17 protein-coding genes are annotated in these 19850 nt (G+C 47.8%); 9 read left to right on the top strand and 8 right to left on the bottom strand.

Annotated features, from left to right (window positions below; all coding sequences use genetic code 11):
- Positions 1-55 precede the first annotated feature (55 nt).
- The gene (locus CWC22_RS23495) at positions 56-1084 is read right to left on the bottom strand and encodes a DUF4097 family beta strand repeat-containing protein (protein ID WP_138537016.1); all 1029 of its coding nucleotides are present in this window, start codon (positions 1082-1084) and stop codon (positions 56-58) included.
- Positions 1085-1342: 258 nt separating this feature from the next.
- Here CWC22_RS23495 and CWC22_RS23490 point away from each other — a divergent pair, with 258 nt between their 5' ends.
- A complete protein-coding gene (locus CWC22_RS23490) occupies positions 1343-2128 on the top strand; it encodes an MBL fold metallo-hydrolase (RefSeq protein WP_138537018.1) in 786 nt (261 codons plus the stop codon).
- Between the two features lie 192 nt (positions 2129-2320).
- Here CWC22_RS23490 and CWC22_RS24610 read toward each other — a convergent pair whose 3' ends face one another.
- A complete protein-coding gene (locus tag CWC22_RS24610) occupies positions 2321-3214 on the bottom strand; it encodes a GNAT family N-acetyltransferase (protein ID WP_138537020.1) in 894 nt (297 codons plus the stop codon).
- A gap of 640 nt (positions 3215-3854) precedes the next feature.
- On the opposite strand from CWC22_RS24610, the gene CWC22_RS23480 reads away from it, so the two are divergent.
- Both CWC22_RS23480 and CWC22_RS23475 read left to right on the top strand, forming a co-directional pair.
- The gene (locus CWC22_RS23480; protein ID WP_125560387.1) at positions 3855-4325 is read left to right on the top strand and encodes a GNAT family N-acetyltransferase; all 471 of its coding nucleotides are present in this window, start codon (positions 3855-3857) and stop codon (positions 4323-4325) included.
- Positions 4326-4598: 273 nt separating this feature from the next.
- Entirely contained in the window at positions 4599-4976 is a 378-nt protein-coding gene (locus CWC22_RS23475) for a response regulator (RefSeq protein WP_010384412.1), read from the top strand.
- Between the two features lie 64 nt (positions 4977-5040).
- On the opposite strand, the gene CWC22_RS23470 is transcribed toward CWC22_RS23475, so the two are convergent.
- Entirely contained in the window at positions 5041-7209 is a 2169-nt protein-coding gene (locus tag CWC22_RS23470) for a M3 family metallopeptidase (RefSeq protein ID WP_138537022.1), read from the bottom strand.
- 171 nt (positions 7210-7380) lie between these two features.
- On the opposite strand from CWC22_RS23470, the gene CWC22_RS23465 reads away from it, so the two are divergent.
- Positions 7381-7950: a DJ-1/PfpI family protein gene (locus CWC22_RS23465; protein WP_125560391.1), complete on the top strand. Its 570-nt coding sequence runs from the start codon at positions 7381-7383 to the stop codon at positions 7948-7950.
- Here the strand turns inward: CWC22_RS23465 and CWC22_RS23460 are convergent.
- Positions 7947-8822: a LysR family transcriptional regulator gene (locus CWC22_RS23460; RefSeq protein WP_138537024.1), complete on the bottom strand. Its 876-nt coding sequence runs from the start codon at positions 8820-8822 to the stop codon at positions 7947-7949. The genes CWC22_RS23465 and CWC22_RS23460 overlap by 4 nt on opposite strands.
- Before the next feature lie 97 nt (positions 8823-8919).
- On the opposite strand from CWC22_RS23460, the gene CWC22_RS23455 reads away from it, so the two are divergent.
- Complete coding sequence (locus CWC22_RS23455) at positions 8920-10311, top strand: MATE family efflux transporter (RefSeq protein WP_171045004.1); 1392 nt, start codon at positions 8920-8922, stop codon at positions 10309-10311.
- Positions 10312-10347: 36 nt separating this feature from the next.
- On the opposite strand, the gene CWC22_RS23450 is transcribed toward CWC22_RS23455, so the two are convergent.
- On the bottom strand, positions 10348-12756 hold the full coding sequence (locus CWC22_RS23450) for an ABC transporter permease (RefSeq protein WP_171045005.1): 2409 nt from the start codon (positions 12754-12756) through the stop codon (positions 10348-10350).
- Positions 12757-12933: 177 nt separating this feature from the next.
- On the opposite strand from CWC22_RS23450, the gene CWC22_RS23445 reads away from it, so the two are divergent.
- Entirely contained in the window at positions 12934-14046 is a 1113-nt protein-coding gene (locus tag CWC22_RS23445) for an amidohydrolase family protein (RefSeq protein WP_138537028.1), read from the top strand.
- A 52-nt stretch (positions 14047-14098) separates the two neighbouring features.
- Here CWC22_RS23445 and CWC22_RS23440 read toward each other — a convergent pair whose 3' ends face one another.
- The 3 genes from CWC22_RS23440 to CWC22_RS23430 form a co-directional block, all read right to left on the bottom strand.
- Positions 14099-15352: a S41 family peptidase gene (locus CWC22_RS23440; RefSeq protein ID WP_138537030.1), complete on the bottom strand. Its 1254-nt coding sequence runs from the start codon at positions 15350-15352 to the stop codon at positions 14099-14101.
- A gap of 8 nt (positions 15353-15360) precedes the next feature.
- Positions 15361-15969, bottom strand: a complete 609-nt coding sequence (locus CWC22_RS23435; RefSeq protein ID WP_138537032.1) for a hypothetical protein — start codon at positions 15967-15969, stop codon at positions 15361-15363.
- A 111-nt stretch (positions 15970-16080) separates the two neighbouring features.
- On the bottom strand, positions 16081-17115 hold the full coding sequence (locus CWC22_RS23430) for an alpha/beta hydrolase family protein (RefSeq protein WP_138537034.1): 1035 nt from the start codon (positions 17113-17115) through the stop codon (positions 16081-16083).
- A 346-nt stretch (positions 17116-17461) separates the two neighbouring features.
- On the opposite strand from CWC22_RS23430, the gene CWC22_RS23425 reads away from it, so the two are divergent.
- The 3 genes from CWC22_RS23425 to CWC22_RS23415 all read left to right on the top strand — a co-directional run bounded on the left by CWC22_RS23425 (position 17462) and on the right by CWC22_RS23415 (position 19848).
- Positions 17462-18136 carry a type 1 glutamine amidotransferase domain-containing protein gene (locus CWC22_RS23425; RefSeq protein ID WP_138537036.1) on the top strand — a complete coding sequence of 225 codons (675 nt, stop codon included), beginning with the start codon at positions 17462-17464 and terminating at the stop codon, positions 18134-18136.
- Between the two features lie 73 nt (positions 18137-18209).
- Positions 18210-18818, top strand: a complete 609-nt coding sequence (locus CWC22_RS23420; RefSeq protein ID WP_138537038.1) for a glutathione S-transferase family protein — start codon at positions 18210-18212, stop codon at positions 18816-18818.
- Positions 18819-19035: 217 nt separating this feature from the next.
- Positions 19036-19848, top strand: coding sequence for an SDR family NAD(P)-dependent oxidoreductase (locus CWC22_RS23415; protein ID WP_138537040.1), 813 nt, complete (start codon positions 19036-19038; stop codon positions 19846-19848).
- Positions 19849-19850 lie beyond the last annotated feature (2 nt).

Below are 19850 nucleotides of genomic sequence, written 5' to 3'. Positions count from 1 at the left end.
ATAATACACTGGCAAAAGGTGACACTTTGCTTGCAAAAGGTGTCGTTATAGGGGGTTAATCTCGAATATTGACTTCGCCACGGACCTTTTCGATGCGCTGACCGCCGGAGGAATCACCTGTGATGGTAAGGCCACCTGCCTGAATGACTTCAATGTCGCCGGAATCATCGTCGATGGTGACATGGCCTTTGATGTTTTGTAGCACCAGATTGCCACTGCCATCATTGACCTTGGCATTGCCCTGTAAGTCCTGAACCCGCACAAATCCTGAGTCGTCGCGTAAATCAAGCGAATTACCGCCGCGGATCTCAAGGTTTCCGGAGCCATCTACAATGGTCAGGTCACCGCTCATATCGGTCAGACTGATGTTGCCTGATTCATCGTCCAGGGTAAGCGAACGTCCGCCAATGATTTGGATATCGCCGGAGCCGTCCTCAATATCCAGATCACCACGCACGTCGGTAATGTATACCTGGCCCGACGCGTCATCGAGTTTCAGCTGGCTGCCGCCCTGAATGGTAATGTCGCCTGAGCCATCTTCGATATCCAGCATGCCACTGACGCCACGGATAAGCATTTGCCCTGAGCCGTCATCAATTTTAACATTTGCTGCGCCATTGATGCTGATGTCGCCCGAGCCGTCTTCCAGTTCGATGTCTCCGGTCATGCCTGAGATAGCAATGTCGCCTGAGCTATCGTCAATGTCCAATGCAAGGCTATTAGGTACGCGGACAGTCAGATCAATTCTGGGGCTATTACCGCTGTACCAGACGATACCAACCCGGGCATTTTGTTTTGCGATCAGTCGTGCGTTGTTGCCGTCCTGCTCAAGCGTAAGCTGATAACTGTGATCTTTGTCTGTCAGTATTTTTGCATCAACTTCTATTTGTGAGAGGGTGTCGTCACCGATGATATCCAGTGAGCCTGAACTAGTATCTGCCATCAGGCTGTTCAAATTTGTGGCGTCCAGCGTCAGGGTTTTGTGCAGCTCCACGTCTGCCACTGTTTTACTGTGGCCATCAATATGAACCACACAACCACTGAGTGCGAGTGCTGCGAATAAGGGAGAAAGTTTTTTGATCATGGCGCAATTCCAATTTGTTATTTTTTTCATATGCCATGAGCAAAGCAAAACAGATGCCAAGAATATTAGTTATCATATATCAATGTTTTATGTGTTTTTGACGTTCATTTGGTTGGACATATAGTGGCTTAATTTAGTGAAATTAACCAAATGTTGGTGTAACTATCTATTCGCCAAGTATCGCCTTGTCACGGGAATGTCAATTATTGCATCTAGCATTGGGTGTGTACCGAGTGGCGAATATTGACGAGCGGACTGATGTTAGATTCGATAGTGGCCCGGCCAACACAAGATAAACCGCATCGCACACACTCACAGGTTTCAGTGCCAGATTGTGCGCTCTTTTTGGGTGTTGGTGCGGCCAGTGCGGCAGAGCTTGGTAATGCTGCATGTGTGATTTGTTGTGAAGACACCCCCTGGTTACTCATTGATTGTGGCCACGACACGCTGGCGCGATTCAAACGCGCGTTTGGCTGCCACTCTTTACCTCAGGCCGTATTTATCACTCATCTGCACTACGATCATATTGGCGGCCTGGAACAGCTGTATTTTAAGGCGGCATTGGGCGGGCAAAAAGTACGTTTATATGTACCAGTTCAGCTTATTCAATCTTTGTGTGCGATGTTGGCCTACACTGGATTGGCTGAGCTACGCGAAGATATCTGGCATACGTTTGAGCTGCACCCGGTTGGTGAACACTTTTTCCATCAACAGCTTCGGCTGAACTGCTATCCGGTTCGCCATCAGGCGCCTGGCAGTGCGTTCTCTTTGCATCTTCCTGGGCGGTTTTTTTATAGTGGCGATACCCGCCCAATTCCCGAGCTACTGATCCATCAGGTGACTCAGGGAGAAATCATTTTTCATGATTGTGTGGCGTCTGGTAATCCCAGTCATGCCGGGTTGGACGATTTGTTACGAGAGTATCCCCCAGCTATTTTGAACAGATTGTGTGTATACCATTATCATTCACAAGAGGATGTGCAGGCGTTTGATGATGCCGGCATTCGTTACGCTAAACCACAGCAACCCATTCCCTTGTGTTAAGCCCCTTTACAGTGTTGTGATGATACTACCAGTTTCACTTATTACCAGTTCAATTTGAAGGAGCACATTGACGCTAACGGCGTTAAAAATTTCTCATTTTAGAACCTTATACCTTAGCCATAGGTTCACAAATTTTAGCCTGGTTATCGACACTCTTTTCTCGCCTCAAAATAGAACACTTAATTAAGCAACTTAGTATAATCTGATCTCGGCGAGCATCTCTTCTTCCTCTTCATCGAAGCCCGTTTCTACAAAGCCAAAACTGCCATAAAAATCTTTAGCGACAGGATTGTCCGGTACATAACAGATAGCGATTTCTGTCACCTCTGGCTGGCTCCGGATCTCCTCCAGCGCCGCTTTTAGCGCTTGTCTGCCTATGCCCTGCTGTTGATAAGCTTTATCAATCATCAGACGCCAAATTGAAATGCGGTGCGGTTTTTCAGGAACCCACATCAGTAGCCCGACTTGTTTATCCTGATAGTTGATTGCACGTACTTCATACCCCGGATTATGGGCAGCTTCCAGTAAAGTCCATTCGTTGGGGGCCACCAACGGCTGTTGTGGTTCATGTAGCGCAAGGTCACCCAATTGTTCGAAATTTTCTTGCCACACAGTGCTTAGGTATACCTTTGGGAGAGGCGCTTCACGATGCCACTCCATCAGATAAGCGGTGTCGTTCCAGCGGCCTTTAAATTCAAAAGACATGCCACTGAGTAAACTGCGCATGCGTTCATTGCCTTCCACATAGACGGCAGAAATTATCTGACAATCAGACTTGGCTCTGAGCTGTGTGAGTAACTTTTTCAGGGCTTGCCTGGCAAATCCCTGACGACGGAAGCGCTTGTCTATTGTCAGCTGTGTGATGGTATATTCATGTTTTGTGCCCTCTGGTTCCATAGGGTGATACTGTATAAACCCGACCAGTGTTTGATGATGGTAGATCAGCAGGTTTCGGTAGTATGGAAAAAACGCTGATTCGGCCAGGGCTTCGGCTGGCGATGCGATAAAACTCAGGTCTTCAGGCAATAATTGTAGCGTAAATACATCACTGTAATTGTCTTTACTGGTTGCTTTTAATGTGATCATGGCATCTCCTTTTTTCCTTATATAGGTCCGAATTGGCGTAAACCCAACCTTTTTGTGTTTTTTTCATACAAGTGAGTGGGTTGGTTTAAGTCCTTGCATTATAAGGAATTGTATATATGTGTCGGACAATTGGCCTAGTTTTTAGGATAATATTTACACTATTTTCTGGTGTTTTGGGTAATTTTTTGCTATCAATGTTACTACTTTTGGTTGTAGTGTATCTTCCTTTATTAATACTTTTGTGGTTTTTAGGTTGGGAAGAAGCATAGGAGAGTTGTTTATGTTGTTTTCACAATCAGACCGTACTGGCCAGAATCAGTGCTCACTGCTTTTCACAACGATTGCCACCATATTGTTGCTTGCTATCACACTTTGGCTAGCCTGAATGGTAAGATGCCATGGAGGGTATGAATGGCTATTGATCCGACAGATGTGACAAGGTCCCGCATCCCACGTTAATCACATGCTGCAACATGTTTCCTTACCATATAATCTGAATATATTTAGTTATATTTCCCGCAAAGTACGTTAAAATACCCTTTTATTTTGTCGCACCAGTCATTACGCTTAACCTGATTACGTGTCGTGTAAATGAGGTCTGGCTGGGCCCGGAAAGTAACTGTCAGTTGAAAGGAAAATTATGCAACTAGTTGATTTAAAACCAGATGATCCAAGTGTTAGAGAACTATTTGCAGAAATTGACCGCCTGATGAATACCCTCTATCCCATTGCCAGTGATCAGTCTTTGGCACTGGAAGAGCTCAATCAACCCAATGTACGTGCTGTGGGGCTACGAAACGAAGAAGGCATAGTGGCATGTGGCGCCATCGTTAAACAATTCGATAAAACCTTATACGGTGAAATAAAACGTTTGTATGTTAAACCTCAGTACCGGGGCAAAGGGTTGTCTAAGCGTATCATGCAAATCTTGTTGCATTACGCAGGCGATGCACAAATTCCACTGATCCGCCTTGAAACTGGTGTGAAGCAGGAACAGGCAATTAACCTGTATGAAAGCCTTGGTTTTGACCGTTGTGAACGCTTCGGTCTGTACCGCGATAATCCGCTCAGTGTGTTTATGTCTTTGTCACTAAATAAAGAGTCAAACTAGGAATTTTCCTGATCCTTACGAGTAAAGTCGACTTTGCTGATATCTTGGTCTAATTTTTATTCTTATTATCGGTGAAGTTATACCAATTTGCTTAATTAAGCGTTCTATTTTGAGGCGAGAAAATAGGGTCGATAACCAGGCAAAAAATTTGTGAACCTATGTCTAAGGAATAAGGTTCTAAATGAGAAATTTTTAACGCCGTTAGCGTCATATTTGCTCCGTAAAAATGAACTCGTATTAAGTGAAATTGGTACTAATATTAAGGAGAGACAGGTGAAAATACTGGTTGTTGATGATATGGCGTCAATGCGGCATGTGATGATAGGTATGCTCCGTCGGCTTGGTTTTACAGACATAGATGAAGCGACAGATGGCAAACGAGCACTGGAGTTGCTCGAGGCAAAACCCTACCAGTTAGTGATTTCCGACCTGAATATGCCACACATAGATGGACTGGCCTTACTTCACGAAATTCGTACCAGACCAGCACTAAAAAATCTCAAACTTGTGATGGTGACCTGTGAAAACGGTCGAGAGCGGGTACAGCAGGTGTTACTAGAAAAAGTGGATGGGTTTATTATTAAGCCATTCAGTATGGCAACATTGGAAAAGCAATTTAAAAAGCTGCACTTACTTGAGATCATTGAGTAGCGCTTTAAAAACGCCGTTTGTAAAGAAAAAGCCCTGTTATAACAGGGCTTTTTTGGTTTTACGGTTACTTGTCTGCATTAACCGGGAAGCCGCGATCTAACATTAGGGCTTCTACCGCCGCATCACGACCACGGAACTTGCGGTACGCCTCTGCCGGGTCCATTGCGTTACGTACAGAGAACAGGTAGTTCACCAGACGATCAGCGACTTCTTCGTCATAAAAGCCACCTGGTGCGCTGGCAAATGCCTGTGCTGCATCTGATGTCAGCACTTCGGCCCACAGGTAGCCGTAGTAGCCGGCTGAATAGCCTTCACCTGAGAAAACATGACCAAAGTGTGTGGTGCGGTGACGCATGACAATCTCTGATGGCATACCAATGGCAGCCAGTTGAGATTTTTCAAATTCAACCGGATCGCCAATCTGAGCTGGATCTGTGGTGTGGAACTTCATATCCATAATGGCTGATGCCAGGTATTCAGTGGTGGCGAAGCCCTGATTGAAGTTGGCTGCTTGCTTGATTTTATTCACCAGTGTTTTCGGCATTGGCTTACCCGTTTCATGGTGAACCAGGAAACGATCAATGACTTCATCGGTGACCAGCCAACGTTCCAGTAGCTGCGACTGGAATTCAGTGTAGTCACGTACGCCCGAGTTAGAGCCAGGGTATTTTACTTTAGAAGACAGAGAATGCAGCGCATGTCCGAACTCATGGAAATAGGTCACAGCATCGTTCCAGGAGATCAGGCTAGCCTGCCCTGCTGGTGCTTTGACGAAGTTTGAGTTGTTCGAGCTCAGTACGTTGGTTTTGCCATCAAAGGTGGTGTGGCCGCGGTATGAGGTTGCCCATGCACCTGAGCGCTTGCCCTGACGAGCGAATGGGTCTAAGTACCATAAGCCAATATGCTCACCGCTGGTTTTATCGGTGACTTCCCATACACGTACGTCTTCATGGAAGACAGGTACTGACCCTTCTGGCACTTCGGTAAACTCGAAGTTAAACAGGCGGCCCGCGACGTAGAACATAGCGTCACGTAGTTTGTCCAGCTGAAGGTATTGTTTAACTTCGTTAGAGTCCAGGTCGTACTTGGCTTTGCGCACTTTCTCAGAGTAAAAGCGGTAATCCCAAGGCTCAATCTTAATGTTGGCGCCTTCCTTATCTGCCAGCGCTTGCATGTCTGCCACTTCTTCTTTTACACGGGCAATTGCGGCTGGCCAGACTTTGTCCATCAGCTCCATCGCGTTTTTCGGATCTTTAGCCATGCGGTCTTCAAGACGCCATTGTGCGTAGTTTTCATAACCGAGGAGCTGCACTCGCTCGTGACGTAATGTCAGGATTTCATTAATGATGGCTTTGTTATTATGTTCACCGGCATTATTGCCACGGCTGTAGTAGTTCTGCCACACCTGCTTACGTAGCTCACGTTCCGTGGAGTACATCAGGAATGGGTCCATGGAAGAGCGGGTATTGGTAACCGCATACATACCTGTTTTACCGCGTTCTTCAGCCGCTGCAGCCGCAGAGGTAATGTAGGACTGAGGCAGGCCAGAAAGTTGATCTTTCGTCAGATAAACGACATAGCCTTCTTCATCGGCAAGTACATTATTGGCAAAGTCTGCGTGTAGCTTTGATAAAGCGAGGTTAATTTCGGCGTAGCGATCAGCGGCTTTACCTTCCAATGTGGCACCGTTACGGGCAAAGCTGTTGTACTGTAGCCAGGTGATACGCTGTTCTTCAGCACTCAGTTGCTTAAACTCTTGGCTCTCATACACTGTTTTAACACGCTCAAATAACGCCTTGTTTTGGGTGATTTTAGAACGGTATTGAGCGTACTTAGCCATCAGGCCGCCCTGCATTTGGCGAAATTCAGGAGAGGAATTGTTGGCGCTCCAGATACCAAAGTAGGTAAAAAGGCGATCCAATGCCTGACCTGAACGCTCCATTGCAACGATAGTATTGTCGAACGTCGCTGGTGCGGTGTTGTTGGCAATCAGGTCAATTTCGCTTAAGTGATCAGCCAGCGCGATGTCCAGCGCAGGCTCAAGATCTGTCAGTTTTACTTTATCGAATTGAGGAACGCCCTGATAAGGACCGGTAAAAGGCTGTAAAAGCGGGTTTTGATATTGCTTTTCTGCAATTGTTGGCGTGGCTGTGCTGCTTTGCTGCGTGCTGCTACAACCTGCCAGACCGATCACGACGGCGGCGCTAAGTAGTGTTAGTTTGATTTTCAACATAGTTGGTTTTCGCTTGTTGGCATTTTATTGCCAAGCATACTAAAAGACAAATTCATGAAAGTGCAATCAGATCTCGATTAATCGCCAAAATCAAAGTGTAAATAGATATGAATGGCTAAGATCTGCGCTACACTAAGGGAGCTCAAAAACTTCCTTATTCTGGATCATTCAATGGAAATCGGTATTTTTATTTACGATGGCGTTGAAGTCTTGGACTTTAGCGGCCCATTTGAAGTGTTCAGCACGGCTGCTCGTTTTGTAGACGAGCCCGTAAACGTCAGCCTGATTGCACCCAGTCATGCCCCCGTCAGTTGCCGTGGTGGTTTGTCTGTAAACCCGCATTACAGCATTCACGGTCATCCCAGATTTGATTTACTGATTGTTGCAGGTGGGCAGCATCAGCATGTACTCAGCAATACCTCTGTGTTGGCCTGGCTGGCTGAAACAGCGACGCATACCCGTCGCTGTGCATCAGTGTGCACTGGGGTCTTTTTGTTTGCCGAAGCTGGGCTAATTGACGGTAAATCAGTGACCACGCATTGGGATGATTTGGCACGGTTGCAAACCAGTTATCCGCATCTGAAAGTGTGTGAGGATAAACGGTTTGTCATGGATCAGAATTTTACCAGCTCTGCGGGAGTGTCAGCAGGTATCGACATGAGCCTTGAGCTGGTAAAGCTGCACTTTGGCAAATCATTGGCGATTAAAACGGCCCGCCAAATGGACTATAACTGGCTCTAAAGTGCCATTGATAAAGCGGTGTCGTAAATCCAGTGAATGACGGGCCCTGTTGCTTTGTCTCTGCGCCTGACCAGACCCATGTCTACGGTCAGAGAGCCAGGAATATGTCGGGTGGAAAGCGTGACAACCGCTTCGTTAAACCAGTGAGACTTTACGACATGCTCAGGCACCAGTGCCCAGCCAACACCTCTTAAAACCAGGCCTGCAATATAGTAATAGCTGTCTACATGCCAGTGAAAAGAAGAAATGGCCTGAGACTGGCTGTTGCCTATGCGGTCTCGGATCACTAGTTGCCGATGCTGATTTAATTGTTCTACGGTTGGCTGAGAGTGTGATGCCAGCGGGTGGTGGGGGGCGACTATCAGGCGCTGCTCAAAGCTGCCAAGCGGTGTAAAGTCGAGACTTTGTGAAAGAGGCTTTTGATGAAATAAAATGCCCAGATCGGCTTTTTGTTCATCAACCCAGCCCGCAATATCATCCTGTGAACCGTTTAATATAGATAGTTTCAGGAGAGGAAACTGATGTGACAGTTGTTCAAACAGGGTTTCAAAGGCATTGATGGGAACAGCCTCATCCATGGCGACGGTCAGAGATACTTCCTCTCCGCAGCTCATAGAGAGCGCCCTAGACTGTAACCGCTGGCATTGCATAAGCACCGCTTCTGCCTCCGCGAACAGGTCATGCCCCGCGGCATTTAACACCGGCAATCGAGCTGAGCGGTCAAATAACTCAAAACCCAGATCGGTTTCCAAGTTGGCTATAGCTGTGCTGATCCGGGACTGGGCTTTACCCAGTTTTCGGGCGGCTGCAGAAAATGACCCCGTTCTTGCGGCAGTCACAAAGGCTTCCAGTTGATCGAGTGTCCAGTGCATAAAGGCTCCAAAGTATCCGAAAAGCGGATAGTAACTAACTTTCTTTCATCCGATAGTTAAGCATAATAGCGGGTATTCGCAATGAGCGGGGAGTTTTATGCAAACGCACGATGTTGAGCTGACAGAGCTCAGTCAAAATCACAAAGGTCCGGCGAACAAGCACAAAGATTCGGTGATCCGAACATTTTGGCGTTACACCATACCGGCTATCGCAGCTATGATGGTGAACGGGCTGTATCAGGTTGTTGATGGGGTATTCGTTGGCCATTTTATTGGGGCCGATGGTTTGGCTGCGGTGAATATCGCCTGGCCTGTAGTGGGCCTGATAGCGGGCCTTGGTGCACTGGTAGGCATAGGTGCGGGGAGCCTTTTGTCCTTGTTTCGAGGTGCCAAAAACAGCGTTCAGGCGCATGCTGTGCTGGCAACCAGTATCTGGTTACTGCTGATACTGGCAGCGATAACCAGTTTAGGTTTGTATGCCAGTGGCAGTTTGTTGCTTGATTTGCAGGGCGCCAGTGGAGAGGTACTTAAGTTCGGTTACAGCTATTTGTCGGTATTTGGCTGGGGGGCGTTAGCGACCATGGCTGCAGGCGCCTTGCCCATGTTGATCCGCAATGATGGCAGTCCGGGCGTGGCTACGTCGTTATTAATCCTCGGTGCACTGACCAATATTGTACTGGATTATGTGTTTATCGTGTTATTGCAATGGCAGCTTGCTGGCGCAGCCTGGGCCAGTGTGGTTTCGCAATCTCTGGTCGGCATACTGGCGCTCAGTTATTTTTGCTCATCAAAAGCGGGTATCGGACTGCGCTTAAGCAGGCTAACTTTTTCTTTGAAACTGGCGAGGCGCGCTCTGATCCAAGGGGCATCCGGGTTGGTGATGTTTTTGTATTTTGCTTTTATTACTGCGCTGCACAACAAACAGTTACTGACTTATGGTGAGCCGCTACACGTCGCTGCTTTTGCGCTCATTGGTTATATTGGGGTGATCTATTACTTCTTTGCTGAAGGGGTTGCCAGTGGTATGCAACCACCGGTGAGCTATTATTATGGTGCAGGACAAATACAAAAGATCCGCGCAACCCTTAAGCTGGCATGCCAGGTGAGTTTGTCGGTTGGTCTCGTTATTGTGCTGTGCCTGAACGTGTTTCCCGAAGCGATCGTGTCCTTCTTTACTCAGGAGCAAGCACTACTCAATGAGGCGCAACGTGGTGCACGTTTGCATTTGTCTATGGTGTTTCTGGATGGGTTTATTTTTCTTGCTGCCATGTATTATGTAGCACTGGATCAGGGGGGAAAATCTCTTCTGATCTCACTGGGGAACATGGCCATTCAGGTACCATTTTTATATATGCTGCCACATCAGTTTGGCGTAGATGGAGTATGGTTATCAGTGCCAGTGTCAAACTTGGTGCTAACCTTGATTGTGGCACCTGTGTTGTGGCGGGATTTATCGCGATTAAAACAGGTCACAGAGGTCCGCGGTTAGTATATAAAAAGGGGGGATGGAAACCCCCTTTACACATCATAACAACCGCTTGGTTGGAATATATTGGCGGGCTGTGATTAGACTGATAACCACTAGGGTCACAATCACACCGGCTAAGCTTGCTGCAATGAGTGTCAGGCTGGGAGAAAATACCATTAATGTGTCGAGCCACGGCCAGCTCAAGCTTATCGCGATCACTGCAAGTGTAAGGCTGAGCAATGCGGGCTGCAAAAATGCACGGATCCTTGCCAACAATACCTGACGACGTTTCGCTCCCAGCATCAAATGAACTTTGACTACCCCTTGCTGAAGATAAGCTGCGTAGCTTTGCAGGCTGTATACGCCATAAGCAGTAATGATTAGGATCAGCAGATTGATAAAGACCAGCAGCCAGGTTGTAATACGCCGATATTGATGGGCGTGTGCAACTTCTTCTTCCAATGCGCGCCACTGGGTTAGCACAAATTGCGGATGCTGTTGTTTTAACCGCGCACTGAGTTGTGTTTTGCTCAAGGTCACCCCTGGTGCAAGTTTAACCAGCAGGTAAGTCGCTGAGCCAAAGTTAGGTAGGTAAATGCGTGCCGGTGAAATAGGCTTTCCGGGCAGTTGCAGGTCTTCGATGACAGCGATAATGCGTTGTGCTTGTACACCATCAATTTTCAGCGTCTTATTCAGCACTTCACCACCCAATTGACGGGCGAATGTGCGATTGACTATTACTACGGGGCGTTGCTCCTCGATGTCTTGTGCGGTGAAGGTCCGCCCTCCAATAAGCTTTTGTGCCAGTACTCTAAAGTAATCCTGATCCACATTACGGTGAAATGGCAGATAACGGGTATCGTTCCAGGATGCAGTGACATTAAACTGGAAGTCATCTTTAAGTGGGGTGCGGGCGAAACTGGCTGCTATTACACCAGGCTCTTGCAGCAAAGAGTGTTTAAACGCTTTTGCCATTGATGCATAAGCTGACCAGCCCTGCCAGTCAAGAGTGGCAACATTGAACTCCAGTTCATAGATCTGTTGGGTGTCGAATCCCAGCGGGTGAGTTAGCTGCTTCAGGTTGTCCCTAACGAGCTGAGTACACGCCAAAACTGCCAGGGAAACTAACAATACCTGAGACGCAACAAAGCGCCTGATTGTTGTTTGCGATAGTTGTGCAGCCTGGCCTTTGCCGCTGCGTTTGAGGCTGTTCAGTAACTTTTCTGGCTGGCAATGTTTGTGGCTTAAGGTCATAAACAAAGCCAGGATTACACTCCCCAGCAGGCATGCCAGCGATACGATCTGCCAGTTAACGGTCAGCTGTTCACCTTGATAAATGAACTGTGATAACCATTTACTGCTATAGGTTAGTGCCTGATGCGTTAGTCCCAGGGCGAGCGCCAGTGACGGGGCTATTAATAAAGTCAGCTGGCACAATAAGGTATTGCGCAACGTTGTGTATTTTGCGCCAACCACAGAACGCACAGCCAGCTGATGCCGACTTTGCAGAATCTGGAGCAAAAATAGTTGCGCCAGATTCAGGCTTGCCAGAAACAATAACGCCAGCGTACAGGCAAAGACAATAAAAATAACCGGATGGTCACCACGCAATGCAGCTTTCAGGGGGTGTCCGGTTAGACGGGATTGCCAGTCCCTCAGTTGTGCAGGTGCATGCAAGGCTGCTGATCCATTTACTTTGGCTTGTAAGCCAACAAGTTGCGTTTGAGGTGTCGGCGTATGCAACAGGACTCGAATGTTCGGATCAGGGCTTTGCCAGTACTCTTTATATTCAGAGTTGTTGAAACGCCAGGGCAGCCAAAGCTCTGGCTGCCAGCCAGGTTTTAATAGTTCGGGCGGATGATATTTTGAGTCAACAACGCCCTGTATAGGGTGACGTATCCCATTGATATTGAGATGGTGCTTTAATATGTCTGGTGTCCCACCGAAAGCGGTTTGCCACAGGGCATGGCTGATCACCGCACCCTGTGGCTGAGTGTCTGGCGCAGCTAACAACGCATTGCTGTGACCATGAATGAGTTCAGCTCCCAGCATCGTTTGCCAGTCGCCACTGACGTAAGCGGTTTTAATTTTCTCCTGATAGGCAGTGTTCAGGGGCACCTCTTCGGCATAGTAAAGGGCTAGCAATGCTTCTTTGTCTGATGCCGAAGAAGGCTGACTTATCGCATCTAACAGCTGCGTGAGTGCGGGATAAGGCCAGCCCTGATCATTCAGTCCAGCGGCACTGGCCTGACGGTGATGACCCAGCAGATGTACCTGCTGTGGCTGGGGGTAGGGGAGCGGCTTAAACCAAATGTGGTAGAGCACAGCAGCAACACAGAGCACGGCACTGAGAGTTAGTGTCAGCAGGACAAACATGCTCAATGCCCAACGTGGTTGCTTGCGCAGTTGCATAAGCGCTGGCTGAAAACAGGTGAACCAGATAAAGTCGCGATAACGCTGTGACATGGTCAACATCCTTTTAATGATCCGTGATGAGGGTTGAGTCTACAGCAAAGAATGAACCAGAAAAATTGTATAATGATAACAATTGGTTATATATTTCATGCTGCTATCAATCGCAAAAGCGGACCCAAAGTCCGGAATTGTCGTGTTGCCATTGTTCAATCTGGCTGGGAGAAAATAGTGAAAATACCTAAATTACGTGCCGTATTGCTGCCGATGGTAATGGCCTTGACCGCGGCTTGCCAAAATACGCAGAGCGAACGTCATCTGACACAGTTTAAGCGTAGCGCAGAGCAGGCTTGTTATGACAGGGACACCCAACCTTATACTTTCGTGGTGGATGCCCATGCCCACTTCCGCCCTTTCGGTGGAGAGGCCGTTCCTTATCCTGAATTGATCAGCTATTTTCAGCCAGCTGGCGTGTTATTTGTGAATGCCTTTGGGATTGGGCAAATGTTTAGCGCACAAAGTGGTTGTCAGCGCTTTTCGGTGTGTCCGACGGGTGAAATTAAGCCGACCATAAGAAATGATGTGATCAATGCATCCAACGCGTTATTGTATCCTAATGAGGAAGTCCACCTGACTCTGTCGATGAGCTTTGCTGACCTTAGTGAGCCGCAGCATATAGCGCAACAAATGGCACTGCTGGACGAGGAGTTTGGGCCTGCTTTTACCTGGATGGGGGAGGTGAATCTGGTAAAACAAGCCTTGTTCGCTCATTCGCACCGGGCAACGCCGCCACAGCGAATTGATGACTGGGCGCCCTTTATGGCCAGACTCAGAGGGCCTGGAGGGGGCAGGGCACCTATGCCTTTGTCAATTCATGCTGATATCGGCTCAGATCAGGCGCCAACCAAGTATTTGCATCTGATGGAGAGTGTGCTGGCCCGTTACCCGGAAAATCCGATCGTCTGGGTTCATATGGGGTTGTCTCGGGAGCAAACCAGGTTGGATCCGCAGTTACATATTGCGATTTTATCCCGGTTGTTGGATACCTACCCTAATCTGATGCTGGATATTTCATGGCGAGTTTTATATGAGGCATATTTTCGTCATGCGGCAATACGTGAGCAGTATGTGGCGTTTTTCAATCGTTATCCAAAACGTATTTTGACTGGCAGTGATATTGTGGCAGCAAAAGGCTATCAGCAAAGGGATTACAAGCGTGAAGTTGAGATCAATAGCCGCATTAATCAGTACCTGGATGATGAAGCCTTTCGATATATCGCGTTGGGGCAAAACTACTTTGATTTAATGAAGCTGGATTACCAGGCTCCTGAGGTATGCAAGTAGCGCAATGTAATCGTTGACAGGCCTTGTGTGGCAAGGCCTGTTGTAAGCTTGCTCACAGGCTTTGTAGTTGCTTTAAAGCGATGTCGAGAATAACGTCTTTGCTCTGGTCATGGTTTTGTTGCTCTACAACCTGATCAGGCATAAAGGCTTCCCGTGGCGTCCCATTGATGTGAAAAAGCTTTTCTCTGGGTAACAGGTAGTTAAGCTGGCTATGTGGCAGAGTTTCACTGTATATGGCACCCAGTAGCTGGGACATCTGAGTGCCAATAACCGTCGCCCGGCCCATGCCATGCAAGCCTATGGTCAGGCCCTCTCCCATGCTGCCAGTCCACTTATTACAAAGTACAATTAAGGGTTTGTCGTACTGAAAGTCTCCCCGTGGAAACACAAATTCCTGCCAGGCGCGTTTCACGCCAAACTCGCGCTCGATGGATACCAGCTCATGGGTTTGATAGGGCTGACGAACATTTATAAAGCGGCTCATAATGCCTCTTGCTACCTCTGTGTTGCCGCCGCTGGGTGTGTGACGTAAATCGAGGATCATCGCCTGAGTATCTTGCAACTGATGCATGGCGTCATCAAAAGCCTGGATCAGCGCGTTATTGCCCAGGCTATTTTCCGGGCGGATATAGCCAACGGCTCCAAATCGATTTTGCGTGAGTAACGGCTTTTCTGCTATCACCTCCTGTACAATAGCTTCAATATCCAGCAGTTTTATCTCGGTCTTACCACGCCAGTGGACTTCCAGGGAGAGCCGTTGCTGACGCTTACCTGTGAGTAATCGGTTAAGTGTCCAACTCCGCGCCTCATCAAAACCAGAAACGTTGGCTTGCTCTATGGCTTGCTCAACAGGCACCCCATTCAGACGCAGCACCTGCATGCCTGCCCGAAAGCCTTGCTGGTAGGCAGGTCCCATAAATGGCACATTTGTCACTATGGCTTTTCCGTCTTGCCATTGTGCCCACAGGCCGCTGGCAGTGGGCATAGGTAAGTAATAGTCTTTGGGTCTGGGCGTTACATCGGCATGATGATCATACCAGTGCTCCAGGCAGTGATTAAGTCGTCTCGAGAGCTGCATCTTGTCTTTGAGTTCAGTACTTTGCTGGCGAACACATTGCTCAAAGGTAGCAAAGTCAGTCTGCTTCTCATCGCGGTAAGCGTAGCCTAGCCGGACATAATCAATAAAGCTTTGTAGATCCTGTTGTATTTGATTTGGCGTCAGGAGATTTTGCTTGTCATCTATTTTAGCTGTGGCTTGACTCATGCCACAGGCTGCCAGAAGTGTTGCGATGAGTAGTAAACGCATGGCTATCCTTAATTATTGTCGGTGTTATGATTAGGGCGTACCAATTGCTCTTCGTGTTCGTCCTGCATTTGCATGTAATCTTGCTCTGACAGCTCAGCGTTTTGAAATCGACGCTCCAGGATCAGTATTTGCTTGATATAGCGCATGCTGGCAATAAAAGTTTCAGGTGCAACCTTTTGGGAGCGCTGCAAGATGATCAGGTGCTCATTGAGTTCGCTTAACCCTTCCATGGAAAGGTTTTTGCTTACCAGATTCTGGGTGAGCATATTATCCAGGTATTGGGGGTAAACGAGTGGATTGCGGGTAAAAAACGCTTGTTTTTCGCCATATTTATCGATGTTCTGCTGATAGGCCTCATGAAGGCTGATACTGTATTCCAGACTTTCCTCAACGACGGCTTCTGCAGCATGGAGCACCTTAATCAAGTCTTTGACTTCTTTTCGATCTGCGTCGTAGTTGCTGATCGCAATTGCCAGCAGCACACCGACTAAGGTAGCAACCAGGGTCAGAATAAAATTACAGGCTACCTCGTAACGGTGTGTGAAGGCCTTGAAAGACGGGGTAAACAGTAAAGCGCTGAGCGCCAGCAGTGCAATGGTCAGTATGATGTACAACATGATTGGGTATTTTTTATTGCTATATAACTAAGGTATTGATTTTATAGCTATCATGCAACTAAAAAGCGAAAAGAGGGTGAAGTTTGCTTGCAGCTTCACCCAGGTTTAAGCCTATAAGCGCTGTGGTTGTGCCTTGTGAGCGTGTGTATTCAGCCACTCGACCAGTGTGTCCAGTGCACCAGGTGCAAAATCATCTTCAGTTAAATACAGTGCTGCTCGCATCGGCAGCTCGGTTTTAAGCAGGCTGTGGGAGGCATTGCTGATCACCTTTTGAGTCAGTTTGTCTGGTGCTCCTACGGTATTAGTAAATACCTGCTGGCTATGTTCAATATCAACTCGGATATCTGAATCACCGAATAGCGCCAGCATAGGAAAGCGGATCTGAGCAAATCCAAGACTGACGTCGGAGTCGATATTCGCACGTACGAAGCGAAAGCGTGCTTCATCTTCCAATGGTTGTGCCATAAATGGATGTAAATGTAGGTCACTGCCCAGGTAGTCGTTAAATCCGGCTTTAATAAGCTGATACTCCAGCTCGTTGAGCTCTTCAATCTCTTGCCAGACGGCGGTGTCGTCAGGGTGAATTTGCTCTTCCTCTATCAGGCGCAGCCACATTGTATATTTACTTTGCTCACGCCAGTTTGCAGCGCCACCTATCAGGGCGGCAAAGGTGATTTCGGGCTCGTTGCCTAAATCGGCCAGCACCCAGCTTGCCTGGCTGAAGCCAACCACGCCAATAGGGTTATCTGGATAGCCATTTTGTCTCAGATAGCGAATGGCACTGCGGACTTCTTCTGCACGTTGTGACATAGTTTGGGCCAACCAGTCGCCGTCAGAATTGCCAATACCAGGTTTACTCCAGGACAGAGTCGCGTATCGTTGCTCGTTTAAAGTGGTGATAATTGGCTCAAAGTAGCCATTGGCGCTGTGATCCATTGCACCATCCCCATGTATAAGTAAGACGATAGCATCGTTGCTTTGATGTACTTTAGGTACCACCAGTCTGGCATGTAATGTGTTTTCGCCTGAGCTGAAGGTGATGACACGGTCTTCAACCAGCTCTTGGCTACTGTTATGACAACCGCTGAGTAAGCAAAGCAGTATAAGTAAGAAGACAGTGAAAACAGTTGGATTCCATCTGGACATTATGATTTCTCCTTTAACTGATACGTCCAATAATCAACAGACTCCTACCATATAGAATGACCCGCTCTGAGGGTGTAAAGCTCTGTGGAAAGTTGTAATTAGCTGTAAGACTTCAGCTAAGGTAAAGGTAGTTTCTGTCTGAGCCAATGGATTTGGTCGCATCCGGGACTGATATAAACAGCCTGCAACCTGTACGAGGTGATTTTTGCAGTGTGGCAAAAGTGTTTGTCAGTTACAGCCATTATCATTTTTTGAGAAATAATCTAAAGTGAATACACACAACGCATTGGCTACGAAATACGCCAGTACTGCGCAAATATTACGTAACTCAGGAGGGTAAAGTAGGATGAAAAAAGTTCTAATTCCGGTCACTAACCACGCAACCTTAGGCGAAACAGAGCAGGCAAATGGTACCTATGCTCCTGAGCTGACACATGTTGTTCATGTATTAAAAGCACAGGGAATTGCCTTTGAACTTGCATCTATTGCGGGTGGTCAGGTGCCGTTATATGGCACGGAAACAGAAGACGATGAGGTGAACCGTCAGATGCTTGAAGATCCTGAACTGCAAGAAAAAATCGCTAATACGTTGAAAGTCTCAGAGCTTAATGTGAGCGATTATGATGCGATTTTTTACCCGGGTGGCTTTGGTCTGCTCAGTGATCTGGCAAGCGACGACCAGTTTGCTGCTTTGGCGGCAAGTCATTATGAAGCGGGTGGGGTGATAGCGGCAGTGTGTCATGGTCCAGCGGCCTTGCTCCCAATCACTCTGAGTAACGGTGAGCTGCTCATTGCCGATAAGTCGGTCACTTGCTTTACCCGCGAAGAGGAGATTGATTTTGGTACCATCAGTGATATTCCCTTCCTGCTTGAAGAAGCTATTGCCCGCAAAGCGGCGCAATACCGAAAAGTGCAGCCCTGGCAAGAGCTGGTGGTTGAAGGTGCACGCCTGATAACGGGTCAGAATCCGGCCAGCGCACACGCTGTGGGTGTGGCACTGGCTAAACATCTTACACAGTAATCGTTGTTATCCACGCCGGCCGTTGTGGCTATGTGTACGGCCGGCTTTTCTCAGATAAGGGATCCATGTTTTCATGATTAAAGTACACCATCTTAATCAGTCACGTTCAACTCGCGTACTGTGGCTGCTTGAAGAGCTTAAGCTGCCTTACGAAGTGGTACACCACGAGCGCGATCCGCACACCCGCTTGGCACCTGCAAGCCTGGGCCAGGTTCATCCGCTAAACAAAGCGCCGGCCATTGAACACAACGGGCTGGTGCTGTGTGAGTCGGGGGCCATCATGGAGTATTTACTTGATCAGGCAGAGTCGACAGCGCTGCGCCCTGCAAAAAGCGATACACATTATTATCAGTATCTTGAATGGTTACATTTCGCCGAAGGGTCTCTGGCACTGCCAGTGATCACGACTTTGTTGCTGGGTATGGAGCAGCGAGAGGGAAGCGCGCCATTGGATGGATACATTGCCAAAGAGCTTGCACTGGATCTGGGTTATATTGAAGCAACGTTGTCGCAACAAACGTTTTTTGCCGGTCCACAATTTAGTGCAGCAGACATTATGATGACCATCACGCTGGAGTTTGCCGCTAATCTCAAACTGCTGGACAATAACCCACAGATACAGCGCTATCTCAACCAGGTACAAAGTCGCGAGGCTTATCAGGCCGCCAGAAAGCAAGGGTAATTCGTGGTTATGGCTGCTTTGTTTTATCTGCGCAGAGCAGCTGTTTTTCTGACGCTGACCACTGAACATCGAATCTTATTATCAATATAATAAGAATACTGATTGTTTAATAAGTGAGATAATAAATTTTTATTAAATAATCTAAGCTGTATCTGTACCGTGAGTATGCTCCGGTTCTTTTCACTCGACCCAATTAACTTCAGTGAGCGATACAGTAATGACAAAAACCATATTAATTACCGGTGCGACCGATGGGATCGGTCTGGCTACGGCGAGAACACTCCTTGAGCAGGGCCACTGCGTGATCTTACATGGCAGAAATGCTGAAAAGCTATCAGCGCTCAAAGCTGAACTTTCGGCGCATATCGAGCCGGAACGTGTTGCGACTTACACCGCAGATCTGAGTGTGATCAGTGATATTAAGCATCTGGTCAATACGCTTAAGCAGGCTGGTACTGAGCTGGATGTGCTGATCAACAACGCCGGTGTATTTGTGATACCAGAGCGAACCACGCCAGAGGGGATTGATGTACGCTTTATGGTGAATACCATTGCCCCTTATCTGCTGACCCAAGCGTTGCTGCCTGATATGAAACAAGGTGCCAGAGTGATCAACTTATCATCGGCTGCGCAAGCATCCCTGATGCCACAAGAGATAATCGCATCCAGCAATTTGTCGGATAATGCGGCGTATGCCAAAAGTAAGCTGGCCCTGACTATGTGGTCGATGCATCTGGGCGCCGCCTCTGATGATCCACAACCGACGATTGTTGCGGTGAATCCGAAATCATTTCTGGGTTCAAAAATGGTTGAACAGGCTTATGGCGTCGCCGGGGGCAATGTCCAGGAAGGCGTGGATATATTGGTTCGGGCGGCGTTGTCGGAGGAATTCTCCAGGGCGTCCGGCCAGTATTTTGACAACGACCATGGCCGCTTTGCACGGGCCCATGATGACGCATATGATGAGCAAAAAGTAACAGAGTTACTCAAAGTCTTAGAGTATTTTCGTCAGCAATATGGGTTTGTGTAATG

The organism is Pseudoalteromonas rubra (assembly GCF_005886805.2).
Taxonomy (GTDB): domain Bacteria; phylum Pseudomonadota; class Gammaproteobacteria; order Enterobacterales; family Alteromonadaceae; genus Pseudoalteromonas; species Pseudoalteromonas rubra_D.
This window is presented reverse-complemented; position numbering and strand designations above follow the sequence as displayed.

Excerpts from the sequence above, each read along its gene's own strand:
- CWC22_RS23495 (WP_138537016.1), bottom strand. The coding sequence starts at position 1,084 with ATGATCAAAAAACTTTCTCCCTTATTCGCAGCACTCGCACTCAGTGGT.
- CWC22_RS23490 (WP_138537018.1), top strand. The coding sequence starts at position 1,343 with ATGTTAGATTCGATAGTGGCCCGGCCAACACAAGATAAACCGCATCGC.
- CWC22_RS24610 (WP_138537020.1), bottom strand. The coding sequence starts at position 3,214 with ATGATCACATTAAAAGCAACCAGTAAAGACAATTACAGTGATGTATTT.
- CWC22_RS23480 (WP_125560387.1), top strand. The coding sequence starts at position 3,855 with ATGCAACTAGTTGATTTAAAACCAGATGATCCAAGTGTTAGAGAACTA.
- CWC22_RS23470 (WP_138537022.1), bottom strand. The coding sequence starts at position 7,209 with ATGTTGAAAATCAAACTAACACTACTTAGCGCCGCCGTCGTGATCGGT.
- CWC22_RS23465 (WP_125560391.1), top strand. The coding sequence starts at position 7,381 with ATGGAAATCGGTATTTTTATTTACGATGGCGTTGAAGTCTTGGACTTT.
- CWC22_RS23460 (WP_138537024.1), bottom strand. The coding sequence starts at position 8,822 with ATGCACTGGACACTCGATCAACTGGAAGCCTTTGTGACTGCCGCAAGA.
- CWC22_RS23455 (WP_171045004.1), top strand. The coding sequence starts at position 8,920 with ATGCAAACGCACGATGTTGAGCTGACAGAGCTCAGTCAAAATCACAAA.
- CWC22_RS23450 (WP_171045005.1), bottom strand. The coding sequence starts at position 12,756 with ATGTCACAGCGTTATCGCGACTTTATCTGGTTCACCTGTTTTCAGCCA.
- CWC22_RS23440 (WP_138537030.1), bottom strand. The coding sequence starts at position 15,352 with ATGCGTTTACTACTCATCGCAACACTTCTGGCAGCCTGTGGCATGAGT.
- CWC22_RS23435 (WP_138537032.1), bottom strand. The coding sequence starts at position 15,969 with ATGTTGTACATCATACTGACCATTGCACTGCTGGCGCTCAGCGCTTTA.
- CWC22_RS23430 (WP_138537034.1), bottom strand. The coding sequence starts at position 17,115 with ATGTCCAGATGGAATCCAACTGTTTTCACTGTCTTCTTACTTATACTG.
- CWC22_RS23425 (WP_138537036.1), top strand. The coding sequence starts at position 17,462 with ATGAAAAAAGTTCTAATTCCGGTCACTAACCACGCAACCTTAGGCGAA.
- CWC22_RS23420 (WP_138537038.1), top strand. The coding sequence starts at position 18,210 with ATGATTAAAGTACACCATCTTAATCAGTCACGTTCAACTCGCGTACTG.
- CWC22_RS23415 (WP_138537040.1), top strand. The coding sequence starts at position 19,036 with ATGACAAAAACCATATTAATTACCGGTGCGACCGATGGGATCGGTCTG.